This window comes from Rhodanobacter soli (genome assembly GCF_040548735.1).
Lineage (GTDB): Bacteria > Pseudomonadota > Gammaproteobacteria > Xanthomonadales > Rhodanobacteraceae > Rhodanobacter > Rhodanobacter soli_A.
The window spans coordinates 1,591,898-1,611,996 of the sequence record NZ_JBEPSD010000001.1 but is presented as its reverse complement, the minus strand read 5'-3'; the positions used below and the strand labels follow the sequence as shown (position 1 = coordinate 1,611,996).

The following is a 20,099-nucleotide window of genomic DNA, read 5'->3' as shown; positions in this document are numbered from 1 at the left end:
CGACGTGCCGCCAGGCTGTCGCAAGGGGCCGCGATCGGTCAGAGGCGGACGTTCGTGCCCTCCCAACCGGGACCGGTGTCGCCCGGAACCCTCTTGCAGCCAATACATGAAGATCATATGATGCGCATCATATGAGAAAGACTGCCGCCAAATCCAAGGAAGTCACCCACGACCGCATCGTTGACGCCGCGGCGCGCGCGATCCGGCGTAGCGGCTACAACGGCACCGGCGTTGCCGACATCATGAAAGACGCCGGTCTGACCCATGGCGGCTTCTATGCGCATTTTCCGTCGCGGGAAGCGATGCTCGCCGAGGCTGCCGACCGTGCCGGTAGTGAAAGCGTGGCGATGATGGAGCGTATTGCCGCCAAGTTGCCACAGCAGCAGGCGCTTCCGGCCATGCTGCAGGCTTATCTCTCCAAGGAACACCTGGAAGGGATCGAAACCGGTTGTGCGGCTGCCGCGCTCGGCTCGGAGATGCCGCGCCAGACGCCGGAGGTCAGGCGCGCCGCCACGCGTCGGATCAAGGAGATGATCGATCTTGTCGCCCGCCACTCACCCGACTGGGGGCAACCAAGTGCGCACGAACGTGCCCTCGTCACTGTCGCGACGATGGTTGGCGCATTGATGCTGGCGCGCGCCGTCGATGAACCAAAGCTCTCCGACGGGCTGCGCGAGTCTGCGCTGAGGCATCTCGCACTTACCTGAAATCGATTCGAACCAAGTTCATTCGTTCGCCAATTAATATGATGTTCGTCATATTGCGTTCTTTGCCGACCAATCTACGAAAGAGAAGCATCATGAAAGCATTCATCACTGATCGGTACAGCAAGCAGGATCCGATGCGGCTGGGCGAGATGCCGGAGCCCGAGCTTGGCGACGACGATGTGCTGATCGAGGTCCACGCCGCAGGTTTGAACCAGCTGGATTCCAAGATCAAAAGCGGTGAATTCAAACTGATCCTGCCATACCGCATACCGTTGGTACTGGGCCATGACGTGGCTGGCGTTGTGTCCCGCGTTGGATCGCGGGTGCAGCAATTCAAGGTAGGCGACGAAGTGTATTCGCGTGCGCCTGATCACCGCATCGGCACGCTTGCGCAGTTCATTGCCGTGAACGAAAGCGCCGTCGCGCGCAAACCCGCCAGCCTCAGCATGGAAGAAGCGGCATCGATTCCGCTGGTCGGTTTGACGGTGTGGCAGGCCCTGGTTGAAAAGGCGAACCTGAAAAAAGGTCAGAAAGTCTTCATCCAGGCCGGCTCGGGCGGCGTGGGCACCTTTGCGATCCAGCTGGCGAAGCATCTGGGCGCCATCGTCGCCACCACCACAAGCACGGCCAATGTCGATTGGGTGCGGCGCCTCGGTGCCGATATCGTCATCGACTACAGGAAGCAGGACTTCGAAAGCATCCTGCATGGCTACGACGTGGTCCTGAACAGCCAGGACGGCAAGACGCTGGAGAAATCCCTGCGCATCCTGAAACCCGGTGGCCAGCTCATCTCCATCTCCGGCCCACCCGACCCCGCATTCGCGGCGGACATCGGCGCGCCTGGCTTCGTGAAACTGATCCTGCGTTTGTTGAGCTCCGGCGTGCGTCGAAGGGCAAAACGTCTCGGTGTCGACTACTCCTTCCTTTTCATGAAAGCCAGCGGCGGCCAACTGCGTGAGATCACTCCGCTCATCGACGCCGGCGCGATTCGTCCGGTGGTGGACAAGGTGTTTCCGTTCGAATCGACCAACGAGGCCATGGCCTACGTCGAAGCAGGCCGCGCGAAGGGCAAGGTCGTCATCAAGGTCAAGTGAGTTTGTCCGTTCCAGTGTTGCCTGAAAGCCAGGCAGCTGAATTTTTTTCCCGTTATCTGGAAATTCCAATGAAGATTGAAAACGCCACCGTCCTCGTCACCGGTGCCAATCGCGGCATCGGCCTGGCATTCGCACATGAGCTGCTCGCCCGCGGTGCGCGCAAGGTGTACGCCGGCGTGCGCGACACCTCCGTCGCCCTCCCTCCCGGTGTTCAGGCGCTTCGACTCGACGTCAATCAACCGGTCGACGTGGCGGCCGCTGCCGCATTGGCGTCCGACGTGACGTTGCTGATCAACAACGCTGGTATCGCCCAACCCGGTGGCTTTCTGGCCCCGGACAGCGAAGAGGTCACCCGACGCATCTTCGAAACCAACTTTTTCGCGATGCTTCGCTTGAGCAAGGCGTTTGCACCGATCCTCAAGATGAATGGCGGCGGCGCCCTGCTCAATGTGCTGTCGGTTGGCTCGTGGGTGAACGGTGGCGAGCTGGCCGCCTATTCGGCCAGCAAGTCGGCCGCATGGTCGCTCACCAATGCCTTGCGCAACGAACTGGCCGCACAGCACACGCAAGTGCTTGCCCTGCACATGGCTTATGTCGACACCGACCTCACCCGCGGGCTGGATGCACCGAAGTCCACTCCAGGGGAGATCGTCAGGCGTGCGCTCGATGGCCTCGAGGCCGGCCTCGATGAAGTTCTTGCCGATGATCTGACTGTGCAGGTCAAGCATGGGCTGACGGCAGCCAGGCCCAGCTACCTGCCGCAGACCTCCTGAGGTCGAACGCTGTCAGCCAACCATCCAGCCCTTTACTTACTCAAGGACCGTCATGCTTTTCGAACCTCTCGTCACCGCTTCCCTGCAACTTGCCAATCGTGCCGTGATGGCGCCGATGACGCGCAGTCGCGCCGTCGATGCCAACACCCCCAACGCCTTGATGGCCGAGTACTACGGCCAGCGTGCCTCGGCGGGCCTGATCATCACCGAGGGTACCTCGCCGTCGCCAAATGGCCTCGGTTACGCGCGCATTCCCGGACTCTTCAACGAAGCACAGGTGCGTGGATGGAAGGCCGTCACCGACGCGGTGCACGCCAGGGGCGGCAAGATCTTCGTGCAGCTGATGCACACCGGTCGCGTGACGCACCGGGCGAACCTGCCTGCCGGCGCGGAAGTGCTCGGCCCGATGGCTGATGCCTGTCCCGGCGAGATGTACACCGATGCGCAGGGCATGCAACCACACAGCACGCCGCGCGCGATGACCGCAACCGACATCGCCCATGCCGTCGACGAATATGCGAACTCAGCTCGACTGGCCATCGAAGCGGGATTCGATGGCGTCGAGTTACATGCTGCGAACGGCTATCTGATCGAACAGTTCCTCAACTCCCAGGTCAATCAGCGCACCGATGGCTACGGTGGCAGCATCGAGGGCCGCAATCGCTTCGCGCTCGAAGTCGCGCATGCGACCGCTGCTGTCATTGGCGCCCATCGCGTCGGGATCCGGCTGTCACCCTACGGCGTGTTCAACGGCACCGGCGCGTTCCCCGACGTCGAGGCTCAGTACCTGGCACTCACCCAGGAGCTGTCGAAGCTGGACTTGTTGTACGTCCACTTGCTCGACCATTCGGCGATGGGTGCGCCATCGGTACCGGCCGAGTTCAAAGCACGGCTTCGCGCGGCATTCCATGGTTTGTTCATCCTGGCCGGCGGCTTCGATCGGGCCGGTGCCGAGGCTGCGCTCAAGGCAGGCCAGGCCGATCTCATCGCCTTCGCCCGCGCGTTCCTCGCCAATCCCGACCTGGTGGAGCGCATGCATGCCGATGCGGCGCTGAATGACATCAACATGGCTACCTTCTACACCCCCGGCCCGACGGGTTACACCGACTATCCGGCACTCGTGGCCTGATCTTCGACGACGCTGGCGCTCAGGTCAGTGCGGTGAAACGCGACTGGCCGAACGCTCCACATGAACACCACCGCGCGGCTTCGGCCCTTCGAGCCGTCGCGGCGCAATCAGCGCCTTCCCTGTTCAACACTCCTGCGAGGTCAGCCATCCATGTTTACAGCGGAACACTTCAACCGAATTGGCATCGATCACTTGCCCGGCAGCCTCGGCATCGTCATCACCCACGTCGGTGCGTCCGAAGTCCGTGCGGAGCTACCTGTAAAACCTTCCCTGATGGCACCGAGCGGCTTTCTTCACGCGGCCAGCGTGATAGCCCTTGCGGATACATCAGCGGGATACGGTTGCGTTGCGAGCTTGCCGGAGGGAGCCTCGGGCTTCACCACGGTTGAGCTGAAGTCCAACCACCTCGGCACCGCGACCGAGGGGACGATCGAGTGCGTTGCCACCGCAGCGCATCTGGGAAAGACGACTCAAGTCTGGGATGCCACGGTGACGCACCGCGAATCCGGCAAAACCATCGCGCTGTTCCGATGCACGCAGATGGTGCTTTACGCAGCTAAACGCGCTTGACGCAATGCGCACCTGAAACCCACGAGCGAAGGTCCGCTTCGGGCGGCGGAAGCGGACGCTGCCATTCCTGCTTATTGCGATCCTCAGCGCGACAGGTCGATCCCGTAAGTCGCCGTGCCGTCGCCGTGATCCTTCAGCTGGCGGATGTGATCGAGTCCGGCCTTACGCGCCACGTCCTGTTTGCCGCTGGCATCGGTGAACACGACCGGTCCACGGGTCTTCATCGGCGCGAAGTTCCATGAGGTGGGTTCGAGGTCCTTTGCGCTGATCTGCTTCCTGCTTTCCAGCCATTTGGCCAGGATTTCGCGGGTGCCGTCGGGGGCGGCCAGCACGATGTTGCTGCCGTCGAGGCCGGGGAAGTGGCCGCCGCCGTTGGCGCGGTAGTTGTTGGTGACCACGACGAAGGGCTGGCCCGGTTCGACCGGCTTGCCCTGGAAGGTCAGCGTGGTGATGCGCTGGCCGACCGGCTTCGAGACGTCGATGACGTAGCGGATGCCGCCCTGGATCTGGTCGAAGTTGTAGCCGGTGTAGCGGCTGTTGATCAGGGCCTGTTCGCCGGCCTTCGTCGGGTCGATGCGGTTGAAGCGTTCGGCGGATTTTTCCAGCCAGGCTTTCAGGCCGGCGCCGTCGGTCTTCACCGCGGCCAGCGTGTTCGGGTAGAAGTACAGATCGGCGGCGCTGCGCAGGGTGAGCGGGCCGGGCGCGACGTCGGTGTAGTCGTCGGGTCCGCCGAAGCCGGTGCGGAATGCGGCGGCGGCACCCAGCACCGGCACGCCGGCCAGCTCGGGATGCGAACGCGACAGTTCGGTGCGCACGTAGTCGATCTGGGCCGCGTTGACCGGCGCCAGCGCGGTCATGTTGCCCTCGTCGGCGAAATAGCTGCTCATGCGCAGCGTGCTTTCGCCGATCGGCGTGTTGACGTAGGCGATTGCCGCCTCGTGCGCTTGCTGCACCAGCGGCGCGATCGCCGGGTCGGCCGGCACGCACTCGACAGCTTGCGGACCCGACTTGTTCGGGCCGCCCGGTTTGCTGCAGATGCGCCGCACCTCGCTGTGGCTTTCCTCGCGGTCGACCACCCAGCGGCCGTCCTTGCGATCCAGCACCAGCCGGATCACGCCCAGGTCCTTGCCGAAGAAGTCCGCCATCACCGCTGGCACGCCGCGCACCAGGCCGCGCTGGGCGTCGACCTCCTTCAGGCCGGCGTAGCGCGGGCCGGGAAATTCGGCGTGCGAGTGGCCGAGCAGCAGCGCGTCGATGCCGGGTACGCCGGCCAGGTACCAGCCGGCGTTTTCCATGTCCGGGGTGTACGGCGCGGTGTTCAGGCCGCCGTGCAGGATCGCCACGATCAGGTCGGGATGCTGCGCCTGCAGTTCCGGCAGGTACTTATGCGCGGCTTCGACCACGCCGCTGACGGTGACCTTGCCGGCCAGGTGCTGCTTGTCCCAGTCCATGATCGGCGGCGGGGTGAAGCCGATGATGCCGACCTTCAGCGGCACGCTGAGCTTGCTGCCGTCGGCCGTATACGCCTCGATCTGTCTGGTCACCACCGTCCACGGCTTGAAGATCGGCTTGCCGTCGCGCGCGCTGTAGACGTTCGCCAGCACCAGCGGAAAGTGCGGGCCGGCACAGTGGTCGCTGCGGCCGCCGTCCACGTTCATCGGCGTGCCGGTGACCTGCGACAGGAAGCCCAGGCCGTAGTTGAACTCGTGGTTGCCGGCGGTGCCGCCGTCGTAGTCCATCGCGTCCATCGCCTTGTAGACGGCCAGCTCCTGCGCGCAGGTCACCGGCTTCACCAGCGCCTGGTAGTCGGCCAGCACGCTGCCCTGGATGGTGTCGCCGCTGTCGAACAGGAAGGTGTTGGGGAACTCGGCGCGGGCGCGGCGGATCAGCGTGGCGGTGCGCTCGTAGCCGAGCGAGGCGTCCGGTTTCAGCTTGTAGTAGTCGTAGCTGAGCACGTTCGCATGCACGTCGGTGGTTTCCAGGATCGCCACGTTCGCGCGCGCGCCGTCGGGCGTCCTTCCGGCCGCCCAGGGCAGGCTGGAGCAGCCGGCGAGCAGGGCGGCACCGAGGGCGAGCAGCGGGGTGGCGAACGGGGTCAGGCGAGGCGGCATGGCGGTTCCGTGGGACGTGCGGGTTCAGATCGCGAAAGCTAGCAGATCGGGGTGGCCGGGTGCTTGCACGCCGTCACCGGGAACGGCCTTCGCTCCGCCCGCCACGCCAAGCCCAACGCCAGTGGAACAGCGCGTCGGGGTGCCGGTACGTTGCCGCTGCAAGACCGTAAGATGGCGTTCCAGTGACATCGGTCCTTACGGGGGGACTCTCCAGCCATGCGTCGAATGTCGTTGCGCCCCACGCGGGCAGGTGCGGTGGTGCTGTGCGCGCTGCTTTTCTTCGCCGCCTGCATCGCGCTCACCGCCTGGCAGGAGCCGCTGCCGCTGCAGCGCGGCTTCATCGCGGGGCTGATGCTGTGCACGTTCGGCGCGCTGCTGTTCGCGTTCGGCCGCTTCGCCACGGCGCTGCTGGTCGGCGGCGGACTGTTCCTGCTGCTGAAGTCCGTGGCGGAATTGAAGCTGCGCTACCTCGACTCGCAGCTGATGCCGTCGGACTTCATCTATTACGTGCGCACCAGTCTGCTCGACACGCTGCGCCACTATCCGCACCTGTACACGGTGGGGATCGGCCTGTGCGTGCTGCTGCCGCCGCTGCTGTACCTGGTGTGGCGCTGGGACTGGCACGTGCTGCCCTCCAGGCCGCGGCCGCGCCGCGCCGCCGGCATGCGCATTGGGGGTGCCGCACTGTGTACGCTGGCGTTCTGGCTGTGCATGCTGCCCACCGGACCGTTTGCGCAGGTGCACTCGCGCAACGCGTGGCAAAGGATGTCCGACGATGCGCAGCTGACGAATTTCTTTGTCAACCTGCACGACGCTGACGTGGAGCTGCCGGCGATGGCCAGCGATGCCGTGGCCGAACGGGACTGGGGCGCGACCGCGCCGGGCAGCCTGGGCAGCATGCCGCCGCCGTACCCGGACATCGTGCAGGTGCTGGAGGAAAGCACCTTCGACCCGTCGATCTACGACGCCTGCAACGTGCCGCAGTGCCGGGTCGCGATGTTCCGGCCCGACGCGCGCACCCGTGCGCATGGCGTGTTGCGCGTGCACACGTTCGGCGGCGGCACCTGGGTCAGCGAGTTCGCCGCGCTGACCGGCATGCCGCAGGACATCTTCGGCTCGGGCGGCATGTACGCGCCGTACGTGCTGGCGCCGAACGTGCACGATGCGCTGGCGCTGCAGCTGCGCCGGCTCGGCTACCTCACCATCGGCATCTACCCGACCAGCGCCAGCTTCATCAACGGGCGCAACGCGTACCAGGCCTACGGCTTCGACCACCTGTACGGCGCCGACGAGCTGGGCCTGGAGGAGTGGGAGGAAAGCGACGCGCAGATGTTCGCCGCGGCGAAGCGCATCTACGACCAGGTCCGCAAGCCGGGGCAGCCGGTGTTCATCATGATCCTGACGCTGAACCAGCACGGTCCGCACGACCACCAGCCGATGGCGACGCTGCCGCGGCCCTTCCGCAACCTGCTGCGCGGGTTGCCGGCGAACACGGCGCTGAACTTCGATACCTACCTGTCGCGCCTGCACGATTCCGACCTGGCGATGCGCGCGCTGGAGCACGCCTTCCTCGATCGTCCGCAGCCGACCGTGCTGCTCCATTTCGGCGACCACCAGCCGTCGTTCAACGGCCAGATCCGCAACCTGTCGCGCCGGTTGCCGCCGGCACTGCAGCCGTACCAGCACTACCTCACCTACTACATGCTCAAGAGCAACTTCGCCGGCCCGCCGCTGCCGGCGTACCCGATGCTCGACATCGCGTTCCTGCCCAGCATGGTGCTGCAGGCGGCGGGCCTGCCCACCGACGCCTATTTCACCGCGGCCAGCGGGCTGCGCGAGCGCTGCAACGGCCTGTACAGCGACTGCGCCGTGCCGGGTCTGCTGGCGTCCTACCACGCGTGGACGATCGGGCGGCTGCACGTGTACCAGTGAGGGAGCCGCCGCCGGTCGCGGCTGACCCGCAGCGGCAGTTTGCGCCGCCGGTGGCCATCGCGGCGGGCGGATGGATCGTCCGCATGCCGCGTGCTGCGGGGATCGACGCCACTGGCAGAACTCTTGCTTGCATCAGGCATGAGCGAGCGCAAGCCAAAACGCCTCGAAACCCTCGACGCCAGCCTGGAGCGGCGAATGGCCGACTGCGGCCTGTCGAACGACACCCGGCAATTCCTGCGCGACCTGCATGCGGCCGAGAAGCAGCTCAACGATGCGTTCCAGCGGGCCCATCAGGGCGGCGCGCTGGAAGCACGGGTGAGCGCGGTGTACCGCAGGATGTACGGCAGGGGTTGAACGCGGCCGCGCCGTTGCCACGGAACGTTCGCATGCCTCGGCTATGATCGCTGGCGATCCGCGTGGACGTCCACGCGATGCCAGGAAGATCCGCATGCCCCGTTTCCCTTCCCCCGTACGCCCGTTCCTGCTGGGCGCCGCGCTCTCCACGCTCGGCGCCTGCGCCAGCCAGCCACCGATGACGTCGTCGACGGCACCGGCGGCGATCGCCGTGCCGGCGATCCAGCGCCCGCAGGGCGAGACGCCGCAGTGGTGGTTCCGCAGCGGCGCGGCGCAGGCGGCGCTGGCCTCCGCCCAGGCGAACGCGGGCGGCCAGCGCGCGAAGAACGTGATCGTGTTCCTCGGCGACGGCATGAGCATCCCCACCATCGCCGCCGCACACGTGCTGGCCGGCCAGCGTGCCGGCGTGGATGGCGAGAGCTATCGCCTGAGCTTCGAGCGGTTTCCGTTCAGCGCGCTGTCGCGCACCTATGAAACCGACCAGCAAACCCCCGACTCGGCCGGCACCATGACCGCGATCATGACCGGCGTGAAGACCCGCGCGGGCTTCATCGGCGTATCGCAGGTGCCGCGCCGGCAGGACTGCGCCGGCACGCGCGGGCAGGAACTGGTCAGCGCGCTGGAGTTGGCCGCAGCGGCCGGCATGAGCACCGGCGCGGTCACCACCACGCGGATCACCCACGCCACCCCGGCCGCTACCTACGGCCACCTGCCCGAGCGCAACTGGGAGGTGGACGCCGACCTGAGCGAAGCGGCGAAGGCCGCCGGCTGCAAGGATTTCGCCGCGCAGCTGATCGACTTCCCGGTCGCCGGCGGACTGACCGTGGCGATGGGCGGCGGCCGTACCGAATTCATGCCGGCCGGCGCGGACGATCCGGAGTATCCGACCCGCGTCGGCCAGCGCCTCGACGGCCGCAACCTGATCGGCGAATGGACGTCCAGCCATCCGGACGGCAAGTACGTGTGGAACGCGGCGCAGCTGAAGGCGCTGGACCTTTCGCGCACGCCGCGCCTGCTCGGCCTGTTCGAGCCTTCGCACATGAACTACGAACACGAGCGCCCGCGCGACAAGGCCGGCGAGCCGAGCCTGGCCGAGATGACGGCCAGCGCGATCGAGGTGCTGAAACAGAACCCGAACGGCTTCTTCCTGATGGTCGAGGGCGGCCGCATCGACCACGCGCTGCACGCCGGCAACGCCTACCGCGCGCTGGACGAGACGGTCAGCTTCGCCGCCGCGGTGCAGGCCGCGCTGGAGCACACCGACCCGGCCGAGACGCTGATCGTGGTCACCGCCGACCACAGCCACACGCTGACCTTCGCCGGCTATCCGCGCCGCGGCAACCCGATCCTGGGCAAGGTCACCGGCGCCACCGACAGCTACGACGACGAAAGCGCGCCGGGCCTGGCGCGCGACGCCACCGGCCTGCCGTACACCACGCTCGGTTTCGCCAACGGCCCCGGCTATACCGGCGCCAGCGACCAGCAGCCGGAAGGCAGCAAGCGCTTTCCGCACAACCCGCGCGAATACAGCGCGATCGGCAAGGGCCGGCCCGACCTGCGCGAGGTCGACACCACCGATCCGGATTATTTGCAGGAGGCGATCCTGCCGCTGAAAAGCGAAACCCACGGCGGCGAGGACGTGGCGATCTTCGCCACCGGTCCCGGCGCCGCCGCGTTCCACGGCGAGCTGGAGCAGAACGTGATCTTCCACGTGATCGTGCAGCACGCGCCGCGGCTACGCGCCGAGCTGTGCAAGCTGGGCAGCTGCAATGCCGACGGCGTGCCGGTGGAGCGGCCGACGCGGCAGGCATGGCTGCAGCAGGCCGGAGCGGCCGCCCGCTGAAAGCGTCGCGCCGGCAGTTGCCCAGGCTATGATCGGGCGACATTCGCCTCCCGGATCGTGCATGTCCGCCGTCACCCTCGACGCTGCGCGCGCAGCGTACCCGCGCCTGCTCGCGCTCGCCACGCTGGGCGCCGCGATGGCCGCCATCGCCGGCGCGCTGCTGGCCGCCGCCGATCCCGGCCAGGGCTGGCGCTGGCTGCACTGGTCCGGCAAGCCGCTGGCCACCGCGCTGATCTTCGTGCTGGCGTGGCGCGCGCGTCCGGCGCAGTCGCCGCGCTACCGGCGTTTGATCCTGGCCGGCATCGCCTGTTCGCTGCTCGGTGACGTGTTCCTCATGTTGCCGGGCGATCTGTTCGTGCCGGGACTCGTGGCGTTCCTGTGCGGCCACCTGTGCTTCATCGCCGCCTTCCTCGGCGACAGCCGCTTCGGCGCGCGGCCGCTGCTATTGCTGGCCTGCCTCGGCTACGGCGCGGTGAACCTCTACCTGCTGTGGGATGCGATCGGTGCGCCGTTGCGCGTGCCGGTGATTGTGTACGTGCTGGTGCTGGCGTGCATGGGCGGGCAGGCGCTGGTGCGGGCGCGGCTGTTCGCGCAGCGCAGCGACGCGCAGGCGCCGGCCGCGCGGCTGGCGGCGGCCGGCGCGCTGATGTTCCTGCTCAGCGACAGCCTGCTGGCGTGGAACCGCTTCCACGGCGCGATCCCGTGGTCCAGCCTGTGGGTGCTGTCGGCGTATTATCTGGCGTTGTGGTGGATCGCGCGCTCGGTGCAGCGCGTCGGCACGGCGATCGAGGCGGGTGCAGCGCAGTGAATACGCAGGAACTCATCATCACCTGGGCCACGCCGGTGTTCTTCCTGCTGATCGGGATCGAACTGCTGGTGGCGAAGCTGCGCGGGCGCGAGGCGTATGCCAGCAACGACGCGGTCAACAGCATCGGACTGGGGGTGATCTCGCAGCTGATCGGCGTGTTCAGCAAGCTGCTGACGATCGGCATCTATGCGTGGTGTGTCGAACACCTGGCGCTGTTCGCGCTGCCGGAGGACAGCTGGATGGTGTGGGCCGGCGCGCTGCTGCTGTACGACTTCTGCTACTACTGGCTGCACCGCTGCGGGCACCGGGTGAACATCCTGTGGGCCGCGCACGTGGTGCACCACCAGAGCGAGCGCTACAACCTCTCCACCGCGCTGCGCCAGACCGGCAGCGGCGTGCTGCTGGGCTGGCTGTTCTACCTGCCGCTGGCCGTGCTCGGCGTGCCGCTGAAGGTGTTCGTGATCGTGGCGCTGATCGACTTGCTGTACCAGTTCTGGGTGCACACCGAGCAGATCGGCCGGCTCGGCTGGTTCGACCGCGTGTTCTGCTCGCCGTCCAACCATCGCGCGCATCATGCCGTGAACGACCGCTACCTCGACCGCAACTACGGCGGCATCCTGATCGTGTGGGACCGTTTGTTCGGCAGCTTCGTCGAGGAAGACGACACCGACCCGCCGGTGTACGGCACGCGCTCGCCGCTGCGCAGCTGGAACCCGCTGTGGGCGAACGCCGAGGTGTACTGGCATACCGCGCTGGACGCGTGGCATGCGCGGCGCTGGCGCGACAAGCTGCTGGTATGGCTGAAGCCGCCGGGCTGGCGCCCCGCCGACGTGGCGGCGCGCTACCCGAAGCCGGATTTCGTGCTGCCAAGCGAGCGCTTCGACCCGCCGCTGCCGCGGCCGCTGAAGCTCTACGTGCTGCTGCAGTTCGCGCTGCTGTTGGGTATGACCACGCAGTTCCTCGGCATGGCCGGTACGGCCAGCCTGCCGGCGTTGCTGGGCTATGCGGTCTACCTGGTCGCCGGCCTGTGCGTGATCGGCGCGCTGATGGAAGGCCGGCGCTGGGCGCCGTGGGCGGAAGGCGTGCGCGTGCTGGCCACGGCCGCGGTGCCGCTGCTCGGCGGGCGTTGGTTCGGCATCGGCCATCTGGATGGCCATATCGCGCTGGCGATCGCGGTGGTGTTCGGGCTCAGTGCGATGGCGCTGCCATGGCTGCGCCCCTCGTCGGCCGGCGCCGCCGCTCCCGCTGGATCCGCAGCCGCTTCGCTGCGGTAGGGTCGGCACCGTCCTTCGGCTAAAAGCGGCGCGCGGTGCCCGCCCTGGCGGATTTGCGCGGCATTTCGGCGGTCCGGCAGCTGCCGTGTTGCACCGCGCTGTGTGCCTGCCCATGCATTCGCTATGATCGCCGCTTGCTTAACTCAGGGGCAGGCGATGGGATTCTTCAGCAAGCTGGTGCGCCACAAGACGGTCGAGCAGTTGCAGGCGGAGGCCGGTACGCGTGGCGATTTCCGCCGTGTGCTGGGCTTGTGGCAACTCACCGCGATCGGCATCGGCGGCATCATCGGCGTGGGCATCTTCGTGCTGGCCGGCCAGCAGGCGGCGATGAACGCCGGCCCCGCGGTGGCGATCAGCTTCCTCATCGCCGGCTTCGGCAGTGCCTGCGCCGCGCTGTGCTACGCCGAGTTCGCCGGGCTGATCCCGGTCACCGGCAGCGCCTATACCTACGGCTATGCGGTGCTCGGCGAGTTCGCCGCCTGGATCATCGGCTGGGACCTGCTGCTGGAGTACGCGCTGGTGGTCGCGGTGGTGGCGATCGGCTGGTCCGGCTACGTGCAGGTGCTGCTGAACTCGGCCGGCGTGCACCTGCCAGAGTGGGCGCAGCAGAGCATGAGCGCGCAGACCATGGAGTACTACCTGCAGCAGCTGTTCGGCCTGCACGGTTCGACGGCGATCGCCGGGCCCAGCGACGGCCACCGCTTCAACGTGATCGCCGCGGCGGTGTCGCTGGCGGTCGCCGTGCTGCTGACCGTGCGCACCGAGTGGGGCGCGCGCTTCAATACCCTGGTGGTGGCGATCAAGGTGATCGGCGTACTGCTGGTGGTGCTGGTCGGCGTGTTCTACATCGACACGGCGAACTGGCATCCGTTCATCCCGGCGCGCGTGGTCGACGTCAGCACCGGCATCGGCCACTTCGGCTGGCAGGGCGTGCTGACCGGCGCCAGCGTGGTGTTCTTCGCGGTGTTCGGTTACGACACGTTGACCACCGCGGCGGAAGAATCGAAGAATCCGCAGCGCGACCTGCCGCGCGCGGTGCTGCTGTCGCTGGGGATCGCGATGGTGCTGTACATCGCGGTGTCGCTGGTGCTCACCGGCATCTCCCACTACAGCAAGCTCGGCGGCGAGGCCTCGGTGTCCGACGCGTTCGAATCGATCGGCCTGCACTGGCTCAGCATCACGATCGCGGCGGCCGCGGTGATCGGCGTTACCAGCGTGCTGTTCGCGTTCATGCTGGGCGCGGCACGGATCTGGTTCGCGCTGGCCCGCGACGGCCTGCTGCCGACCTGGTTCGCCAAGGTCAGCCCGCGCTTCGGCACGCCGGCGCGGCCGACCCTGATCCTGGGCGTGTTCACCGCGCTGGTTGCCGGATTGCTGCCGATCGGCGAGGTGGCCGAGCTGGTCAACATCGGCACGCTCAGCGCCTTCATCATCATCTGCGCCTCGATCATGCTGCTGCGCGTGCGCCGCCCGGACCTGCAGCGCAACTTCAAGACCCCGGCGGTGTGGTTCACCGCGCCGCTCGGCATCCTGTTCTCCGTCGCATTGATCTACGGCCTGCCGTGGATCACCTACGAACGCTTCATCGTCTGGATGGTACTGGGCTGCGTGATCTACTTCGCCTACGGCATCCGCCGCAGCAAGCTGGCGTCGTCGAATCGGGGCTGAGCTTCACCAGAGTCAGGCGCTGACGACCCGGTCGCGGCCGTCGCGCTTGGCCTGGCGCATGGCCTGGTCGGCGCGGACCAGCAGGGTCTCGATCGCCTCGTCGGCGTGGTTGCGTTCGGCCACGCCGATGCTCACGGTCAACGGGCCATCCGGGCGCTGGACTGCGTGCATGGCCAGCCGCAGTTGTTCGGCGCGCGCGGCGGCCTGCTGCAGGTCGAGACCGGGCAGCAGCATCGCGAACTCCTCGCCGCCGATGCGGCCGATCAGGTCGCCCTGGCGCATCTGCCTGCGCATCACCGCGGCCAGCGCGACCAGTGCCGCATCGCCTGCGGCATGGCCGTGGTTGTCGTTGAGCGGCTTGAAGTGATCGGCATCCAGGTACAGCACGCACACCGGCTGCTGCCGGCGACGGATGTCGCCCAGCGCGAGCCGCGCCAGTTCGAGAAAACGGTTGCGCAGCAGCAGGCCGGTGAGGCCGTCGGTGTTGGCCTGCTCGCGCAGCTGGCGCTCCAGCCGGAACTGCTCAAACAGGGTGCGCGCCATGAACGCACGCAGCACCGTGGACAGCGCGATCGCGATCGTCATGTAGACCAGGTACTGGAAGGTCTGCGCGCTGTCGATGCGGCCGAACAGCAACATCGGCAGCGGCCCCAGCGCGCACAGCAGCATGGCCGCGATGAAGTCCCAGCGGGCCAGCCAGATCACCGACGACGCCACCGGCAGCAGCAGCCCGGGCAACACCACGGACTGCCCGCGCATGTCGCCGAAGCCGTTGAGGTTGATGCCGATCTCCAGCAGCAGGACGCACAGCAGGGTCAGCACGCTGAGCAGCCGCGGCTGCCGCACATGCCGGGTCCACGAGGTCACCAGCAGCAGCGGTACCAGCGGCGCGAGGCGCAGCCACAGCGGCAGCGGTGAGTGGCGCACCAGGGTGCTGGCGACGACCGCCACCAGATAGGCGAGCGCGCCAACCAGCATCAGGGCGTGGATCATCGGCCCCATCTGCAGCGCCAGATAACGGCTGTACTCGCGACGCTGGTCCGGGTCGTCGGCAAGCCGGAGGCTTTTGAACAGGGCGTGCATGCGGTTCCCGCGGGCGGAGAGTGAGGGTGTCAGCGCAAGCCGAGCAAGATGGATGCCAGGTCGACGCAGTCGGCTGGACCGGTTCATGTGCAAGCCATGGTCGTGACCTTCGGCAGGGGTGAACCCCGGTGTTGCCGGTCTAGCATCGACGCCTCGAATTCCTGTCGCGGCAACTTTCCGCGACGCGGATTCCCGGAGCCTGCCTGGTCCTGTCCGCCTCGCCCCGTGGAATACGGCTCGAGCGGCAGCATCCGCCAGGCTTCCCTTTCCCACCCCGGAGAACGCATTGAAAGCCACCCGCCTCGCTTCCGCCCTCGCCGCTGCCGCTTTCGGCCTGGCCAGTTTCGCTGCGCTTGCCGATGTCCCGGCGCCGCAGGATGTGCCGTACCAGGGCACCTTGAAGATCAATGTGGACGCTACCGACGTGGCCCACCGCATCTTCCGCGTGCACCAGGTGATCCCGGCGCAGGCCGGTCCGCTGACCCTGCTGTATCCGCAGTGGCTGCCGGGCAACCATTCGCCGAACGGCACGATCGACAAGATGGCCGGGCTGGTGGTGAAGGCGAACGGCCAGGTGCTGCCGTGGACGCGCGACCCGCTGAACGTCTACGCGTTTCACGTCGACGTGCCGCAGGGCGCCAGCAGTGTAGAGGTCGAATTCCAGTTCCTGTCGTCGCAGGACCAGCGCCAGGGCCGCGTGGTGATGACGCCCGAGATGCTCAACCTGCAGTGGAACTCGGTGACGATGTATCCGGCCGGCTACTTCGCCCGCCAGATCAACACCGAGGCCAGCGTGAAGCTGCCCGCCGGCTGGCAGGCCGGCACCGCGCTGGAAGTGGCCTCGAGGGATGGCGACACGCTGAACTTCAAGCCGATCAATTACGACGACCTGGTCGATTCGCCGATCTATGCCGGCAAGTACTTCAAGCGCATCGACCTGGATCCGGGCGCCAAGGCGCCGGTGCACATGAGCATCGTGGCCGATGACGCGAAGTACCTGGAGATCAAGCCGGAGCAGATCAAGCCGTTCCGGAACCTGGTCCAGCAGATGTACAAGATGTACGGCGCGCACCACTACGACCACTACGATTTCCTCGTCTCGCTCAGCGACAAGATGAGCGGCAATGGCCTCGAGCATCATCGCTCCAGCGAGGACGGCACTTCGGCCGACTTCTTCACCGAGTGGAAGAAGAACGCGCTGGCCCGCGACCTGTTCTCGCACGAGTTCAACCACTCCTGGAACGGCAAGTACCGTCGCGGCGCGGATCTCGCCACGCCGAACTTCAACGTGCCGATGAGCGACACCCTGCTGTGGGTCTACGAAGGCCAGACCCAGTTCTGGGGCCAGGTGATGGCCGCGCGTTCGGGCCTGTGGGACACCGAGCAGGCGCACGACATGTGGGCCTTCACCGCCGCCACCTACGACAAGGGCCGCCCCGGCCTGGCCAGCTTCCGCAACGTGCAGGACACCACCAACGACCCGATCATCGCGCAGCGCCGCCCGTTGCCGTACCGCAACTACCAGGCCAGCGAGGACTATTACTCGGCCGGCCAGATGATCTGGCTCGACGTCGATGGCCAGCTGCGCGAGCTGAGCGGCGGCAAGAAGAGCATCGACGACTTCGGCAAGGCGTTCTTCGGCATGGAGAACGGCAAGTGGGACGTCAACACCTACACCTTCGAGGACGTGGTCAAGACGCTCAACGGCATCGCGCCGTACGACTGGGCGAAGTACCTGCGCACGCGCCTCGATGGCCATGGCCCGCTGATCGGCGGCATCGCGTCGCACGGCTGGAAACTGGTCTACACCGACAAGCCGTCCGAAGCGGTGAAGGCGATCGAGGCGCGCCGGCATAGCGCCGACCTCACCTATTCGCTGGGCGTTTCCATCGGCAAGGGCGGCAGCATCGGCGACGTGCTGTGGGACGGCCCCGCGTTCAAGGCCGGCCTGTCGCCGAGCATGACGGTGATCGCCGTCAATGGCCGCGACTATGACGCCGACGCGCTCAAGGAGGCGGTGACCGCCTCGGCGAAGGACAAGAGCCAGCCGATCGAGCTGCTGGTGAAGAACTTCGACGAGTACAAGACCGTCCGCATCGACTATCACGACGGTCTGAAGTACCCGCATCTGGTCCGCGACACCAGCAAGCCCGACACGCTGACCACGCTGCTCAAGGCACGCTGAGGCAAGCCTGCATCGGCCCTCCCGGCACCGCTCGGGAGGGCCGATCGCGTTTCCGCTGCCGGTCCACCCCCCGGCGGCAACTCGGCTATACTGCGCTCCCCGCGGTGCCGGCCTCCGGCCACAGCTCCGCGCGCGGCCATACATGCGCCCGTAGCTCAGCTGGATAGAGTACTGCCCTCCGAAGGCAGGGGTCGTGGGTTCGAATCCCGCCGGGCGCACCATTTTCCTGTGGCATCTGCATGTCTGGACAAATCACCATAAAGTGTCACTTTTGACGCTTTATGCGGTTTCGGGTTCTGACACGAATTGCCGTTTTTTCGTTAAGAAACAGGCGTGTCCGGCGATGAAGTGACCGCGGCTGAAGCGGATTTCGGCGGATATGCCGCGCTGCACCAGCACATCCCACGGATGAGTTCGGAAACGCACAACAACGCCACATCGTGTGGCCGAGCATGGCTGATCGGTCAGCAAGCACTCGTTAGTCGGCGTGAGGTTGGATTGTCGACTCCCCGTAATCTCACTCTACCCATAACCAGAGGTTTCCGGGCAAACCAGCCCCCAAAGAGGCCCCCGCTTATGTGCTCGTTCAAGCCGATGCTTGCACTCTCAACCGTGGCTTTGTACGTCTGCACGACGCTGCCGCCGCAGGTAGATTGCCGAGCCCGCCCGAGATGCTGATGCGGCCGCCGCTGGCACCGCGCTCTACCGATACCGGAACCGTCGTCGCCAACTACCAAACCTGCCACGAAACGTCGAGCAGTCGAGGGCGTTGCAGGCATGGATCAGGGAAACGCAAATGACTACGCAATGAAATGGTTCTAGTCACTGCGAAGCAGCCATTCGACTTGGCGTCGCGCAGAAGCAATTACCTGACTGAAGAGTCGAGCGTCGACATTCGGCTCGCGATTTTCTTTGGGAAAATCAGGCGATAGGCGTCCTCCAATCAGAACCACCCGAATCGACGAAGTGATGTGCTTGGTGAAGTCGTGTCGGTACTCGATGGCTTGCTTGTAGTCGTCATAATTCAAGCTATGGTCGGGGCGCTTGAACTCGATCAGCAGATACTCTCCACTAAGATTCTGGTTCAGCAGCAAGTCTGGACGTTTGTCGGCATTCTTTCCCTTGTATGTCGTGTTGAGGACATCTTCAATCTGCCTCTTTAGCGTGATGTTCGAGCTGAAGAGGGAGTACTCCGGCCCGAACACCCACAGACTCAACTCCAGCGATTTGTGCATCGCCGCTTCCGTCGTAGCGGGATCGCGCGCCAATGCCTCCAGTTGGTCAAGGAACGTCTGTCGCGCAGCGGCTTGCGCGACAAGAAACGCCATCTCAGCCAACCCGAAGTCGTTCAGGCGGTCCGCAATGGTCGCCACTTCACCCTGCGATGCATCGGCTATGTGTTCCAGCAAGATGCGGTAGTCGGACCGCTCCAGCGCATCCAGCAACACGCCAACGATGGGTTCGATCTTGCTCGGCGGTTCGTCGTAATAGCGCTCAAGAATTTTTTTGATGGACTTGTTGGCGAAATCACGCTTGTGCTCCGGCAAGCTCGCCAAACGTTGCTGAATCGCTTTCTGCATTCGCGCTTGCGCAAGCTGGAGTTCCTTCCCGTACTTTTCTTTCGCCGCCGAAATAAGGATCGGCTGAATGAAGGCCTCAACCGCCTTCAGTTTTTCGCTGTTCTCTACCAGAGAATCCCATCCGGCGGTGACGTGATCGAGAAGTCCATCCGCATCCACTTCGCCGTACATCTTCTTCAACAGCTTCGGCGGAAAATACTCGTGTCCCTCCAGTCCAAAGAAGCTGGGCGAGCCGACCGCTTTGCCACCGACGCGAAGCGTGACTCCGGGCTGGCGCAAGCCTGCTTTGCCGTCGAAGATCGAAAGGCGCAGTTTGACATCGCCAACGTCAGGCAGTGCCGTCTGGTGTTCCGAGTAACTTCCTTGCACGTCGTCGACGTCAAGCCGCTTTTCATCCACGATAACGGCAAAATCGTCATGCCTTCCGTAGTCCTGCAAGAGCACCTGCCGCAAGCGATTTGGGTCAGGATAAGCCAATCCTTGATGGAGTTCGCTCAGCGTGATGACCGTGCAGTGGATGTCCGGATCGCAATCCTCGCTGTGAAGGGCGATATCGAGGTGTTCGATATCCTCCACGTTGCCTATGGCATCCAGACGCAGGGCGATGCGGCAGAGTTTCCCCCGCGTGCTCGTCTCCAAGGTCATCACCGAAGCGGCCATGAACCCGGCGAACTTGCCGATTCCTTTACGCCCCTTAACCTGGCGATTCTTCCCGGCAGTACGCTCACCTCGCGCGGAGCGCCTATCCTTGGCAATGGTGAGGTAGTGCCGCCGCAGTTCTTCCTCCGTCATGCCGGTGCCATCGTCTCGCATGACGATGGGATCGCCGCTCAAGGGTTTCGGTAATTGAATGCTGACCTGATCCGCGTCGGCATCCCAAGCGTTGTCCACCAGTTCCTTCAGCGCACGCTCGGTCGATCTATATTCCTGACTCAGCAGCGTGGCGAGACGGGAATCAACTTGGAATCGAAGCTTGGCAGCGCTCATG

15 protein-coding genes and 1 tRNA gene are annotated in these 20,099 nt (G+C 65.7%); 13 read left to right on the top strand and 3 right to left on the bottom strand.

Annotated features, from left to right (window positions below):
• Positions 1 to 131: 131 nt before the first annotated feature.
• The 5 genes from ABIE04_RS07395 (at position 132) to ABIE04_RS07375 (ending at position 4,273) form a co-directional block, all read left to right on the top strand.
• Positions 132 to 707 (top strand): TetR/AcrR family transcriptional regulator, encoded by a 576-nt coding sequence (locus ABIE04_RS07395; RefSeq protein WP_354548129.1) that lies wholly within the window; start codon positions 132 to 134, stop codon positions 705 to 707.
• Between the two features lie 92 nt (positions 708 to 799).
• On the top strand, positions 800 to 1,801 hold the full coding sequence (locus ABIE04_RS07390; protein ID WP_354548124.1) for an NADP-dependent oxidoreductase: 1,002 nt from the start codon (positions 800 to 802) through the stop codon (positions 1,799 to 1,801).
• Positions 1,802 to 1,869: 68 nt separating this feature from the next.
• Positions 1,870 to 2,574, top strand: coding sequence for an SDR family oxidoreductase (locus ABIE04_RS07385; RefSeq protein ID WP_354548119.1), 705 nt, complete (start codon positions 1,870 to 1,872; stop codon positions 2,572 to 2,574).
• Between the two features lie 52 nt (positions 2,575 to 2,626).
• Positions 2,627 to 3,703, top strand: a complete 1,077-nt coding sequence (locus ABIE04_RS07380; RefSeq protein ID WP_354548114.1) for an alkene reductase — start codon at positions 2,627 to 2,629, stop codon at positions 3,701 to 3,703.
• 60 nt (positions 3,704 to 3,763) lie between these two features.
• Positions 3,764 to 4,273: a PaaI family thioesterase gene (locus ABIE04_RS07375; RefSeq protein ID WP_354548110.1), complete on the top strand. Its 510-nt coding sequence runs from the start codon at positions 3,764 to 3,766 to the stop codon at positions 4,271 to 4,273.
• A gap of 83 nt (positions 4,274 to 4,356) precedes the next feature.
• Here the strand turns inward: ABIE04_RS07375 and ABIE04_RS07370 are convergent, their stop codons facing one another.
• Positions 4,357 to 6,384 (bottom strand): bifunctional 2',3'-cyclic-nucleotide 2'-phosphodiesterase/3'-nucleotidase, encoded by a 2,028-nt coding sequence (locus ABIE04_RS07370; protein ID WP_354548106.1) that lies wholly within the window; start codon positions 6,382 to 6,384, stop codon positions 4,357 to 4,359.
• Between the two features lie 216 nt (positions 6,385 to 6,600).
• On the opposite strand from ABIE04_RS07370, the gene ABIE04_RS07365 reads away from it, so the two are divergent.
• The 6 genes from ABIE04_RS07365 (at position 6,601) to ABIE04_RS07340 (ending at position 14,263) form a co-directional block, all read left to right on the top strand.
• Complete coding sequence (locus ABIE04_RS07365) at positions 6,601 to 8,316, top strand: sulfatase-like hydrolase/transferase (protein WP_354548101.1); 1,716 nt, start codon at positions 6,601 to 6,603, stop codon at positions 8,314 to 8,316.
• Positions 8,317 to 8,454: 138 nt separating this feature from the next.
• Positions 8,455 to 8,670: a hypothetical protein gene (locus ABIE04_RS07360; protein ID WP_354548097.1), complete on the top strand. Its 216-nt coding sequence runs from the start codon at positions 8,455 to 8,457 to the stop codon at positions 8,668 to 8,670.
• A 94-nt stretch (positions 8,671 to 8,764) separates the two neighbouring features.
• Complete coding sequence (locus ABIE04_RS07355) at positions 8,765 to 10,513, top strand: alkaline phosphatase (protein WP_354548093.1); 1,749 nt, start codon at positions 8,765 to 8,767, stop codon at positions 10,511 to 10,513.
• Between the two features lie 61 nt (positions 10,514 to 10,574).
• Positions 10,575 to 11,321: a lysoplasmalogenase gene (locus ABIE04_RS07350; protein WP_354548089.1), complete on the top strand. Its 747-nt coding sequence runs from the start codon at positions 10,575 to 10,577 to the stop codon at positions 11,319 to 11,321.
• Positions 11,318 to 12,595 carry a sterol desaturase family protein gene (locus ABIE04_RS07345; protein ID WP_354548086.1) on the top strand — a complete coding sequence of 426 codons (1,278 nt, stop codon included), beginning with the start codon at positions 11,318 to 11,320 and terminating at the stop codon, positions 12,593 to 12,595. The genes ABIE04_RS07350 and ABIE04_RS07345 overlap by 4 nt, the downstream gene beginning before the upstream one ends.
• Before the next feature lie 156 nt (positions 12,596 to 12,751).
• Positions 12,752 to 14,263 (top strand): amino acid permease, encoded by a 1,512-nt coding sequence (locus tag ABIE04_RS07340; protein ID WP_354548082.1) that lies wholly within the window; start codon positions 12,752 to 12,754, stop codon positions 14,261 to 14,263.
• 12 nt (positions 14,264 to 14,275) lie between these two features.
• Here the strand turns inward: ABIE04_RS07340 and ABIE04_RS07335 are convergent, their stop codons facing one another.
• A complete protein-coding gene (locus ABIE04_RS07335; RefSeq protein WP_354548078.1) occupies positions 14,276 to 15,346 on the bottom strand; it encodes a GGDEF domain-containing protein in 1,071 nt (356 codons plus the stop codon).
• Between the two features lie 286 nt (positions 15,347 to 15,632).
• On the opposite strand from ABIE04_RS07335, the gene ABIE04_RS07330 reads away from it, so the two are divergent.
• Together ABIE04_RS07330 and ABIE04_RS07325 are read left to right on the top strand one after the other, a co-directional pair.
• On the top strand, positions 15,633 to 17,531 hold the full coding sequence (locus ABIE04_RS07330) for a M61 family metallopeptidase (protein ID WP_354548073.1): 1,899 nt from the start codon (positions 15,633 to 15,635) through the stop codon (positions 17,529 to 17,531).
• A gap of 144 nt (positions 17,532 to 17,675) precedes the next feature.
• Positions 17,676 to 17,752, top strand: a tRNA-Arg gene (locus ABIE04_RS07325).
• A gap of 597 nt (positions 17,753 to 18,349) precedes the next feature.
• Here the strand turns inward: ABIE04_RS07325 and ABIE04_RS07320 are convergent.
• Positions 18,350 to 20,098: an ATP-binding protein gene (locus ABIE04_RS07320; RefSeq protein ID WP_354548069.1), complete on the bottom strand. Its 1,749-nt coding sequence runs from the start codon at positions 20,096 to 20,098 to the stop codon at positions 18,350 to 18,352.
• Position 20,099 lies beyond the last annotated feature (1 nt).

Bases quoted from the DNA above. Each gene is read 5' to 3' on its own strand.
- ABIE04_RS07390 (WP_354548124.1), top strand. From the start codon at position 800: ATGAAAGCATTCATCACTGATCGGTACAGCAAGCAGGATCCGATGCGG.
- ABIE04_RS07340 (WP_354548082.1), top strand. From the start codon at position 12,752: ATGGGATTCTTCAGCAAGCTGGTGCGCCACAAGACGGTCGAGCAGTTG.
- ABIE04_RS07360 (WP_354548097.1), top strand. From the start codon at position 8,455: ATGAGCGAGCGCAAGCCAAAACGCCTCGAAACCCTCGACGCCAGCCTG.
- ABIE04_RS07380 (WP_354548114.1), top strand. From the start codon at position 2,627: ATGCTTTTCGAACCTCTCGTCACCGCTTCCCTGCAACTTGCCAATCGT.
- ABIE04_RS07350 (WP_354548089.1), top strand. From the start codon at position 10,575: ATGTCCGCCGTCACCCTCGACGCTGCGCGCGCAGCGTACCCGCGCCTG.
- ABIE04_RS07320 (WP_354548069.1), bottom strand. From the start codon at position 20,098: ATGAGCGCTGCCAAGCTTCGATTCCAAGTTGATTCCCGTCTCGCCACG.
- ABIE04_RS07335 (WP_354548078.1), bottom strand. From the start codon at position 15,346: ATGCACGCCCTGTTCAAAAGCCTCCGGCTTGCCGACGACCCGGACCAG.
- ABIE04_RS07370 (WP_354548106.1), bottom strand. From the start codon at position 6,384: ATGCCGCCTCGCCTGACCCCGTTCGCCACCCCGCTGCTCGCCCTCGGT.
- ABIE04_RS07395 (WP_354548129.1), top strand. From the start codon at position 132: ATGAGAAAGACTGCCGCCAAATCCAAGGAAGTCACCCACGACCGCATC.
- ABIE04_RS07365 (WP_354548101.1), top strand. From the start codon at position 6,601: ATGCGTCGAATGTCGTTGCGCCCCACGCGGGCAGGTGCGGTGGTGCTG.
- ABIE04_RS07385 (WP_354548119.1), top strand. From the start codon at position 1,870: ATGAAGATTGAAAACGCCACCGTCCTCGTCACCGGTGCCAATCGCGGC.
- ABIE04_RS07355 (WP_354548093.1), top strand. From the start codon at position 8,765: ATGCCCCGTTTCCCTTCCCCCGTACGCCCGTTCCTGCTGGGCGCCGCG.
- ABIE04_RS07375 (WP_354548110.1), top strand. From the start codon at position 3,764: ATGAACACCACCGCGCGGCTTCGGCCCTTCGAGCCGTCGCGGCGCAAT.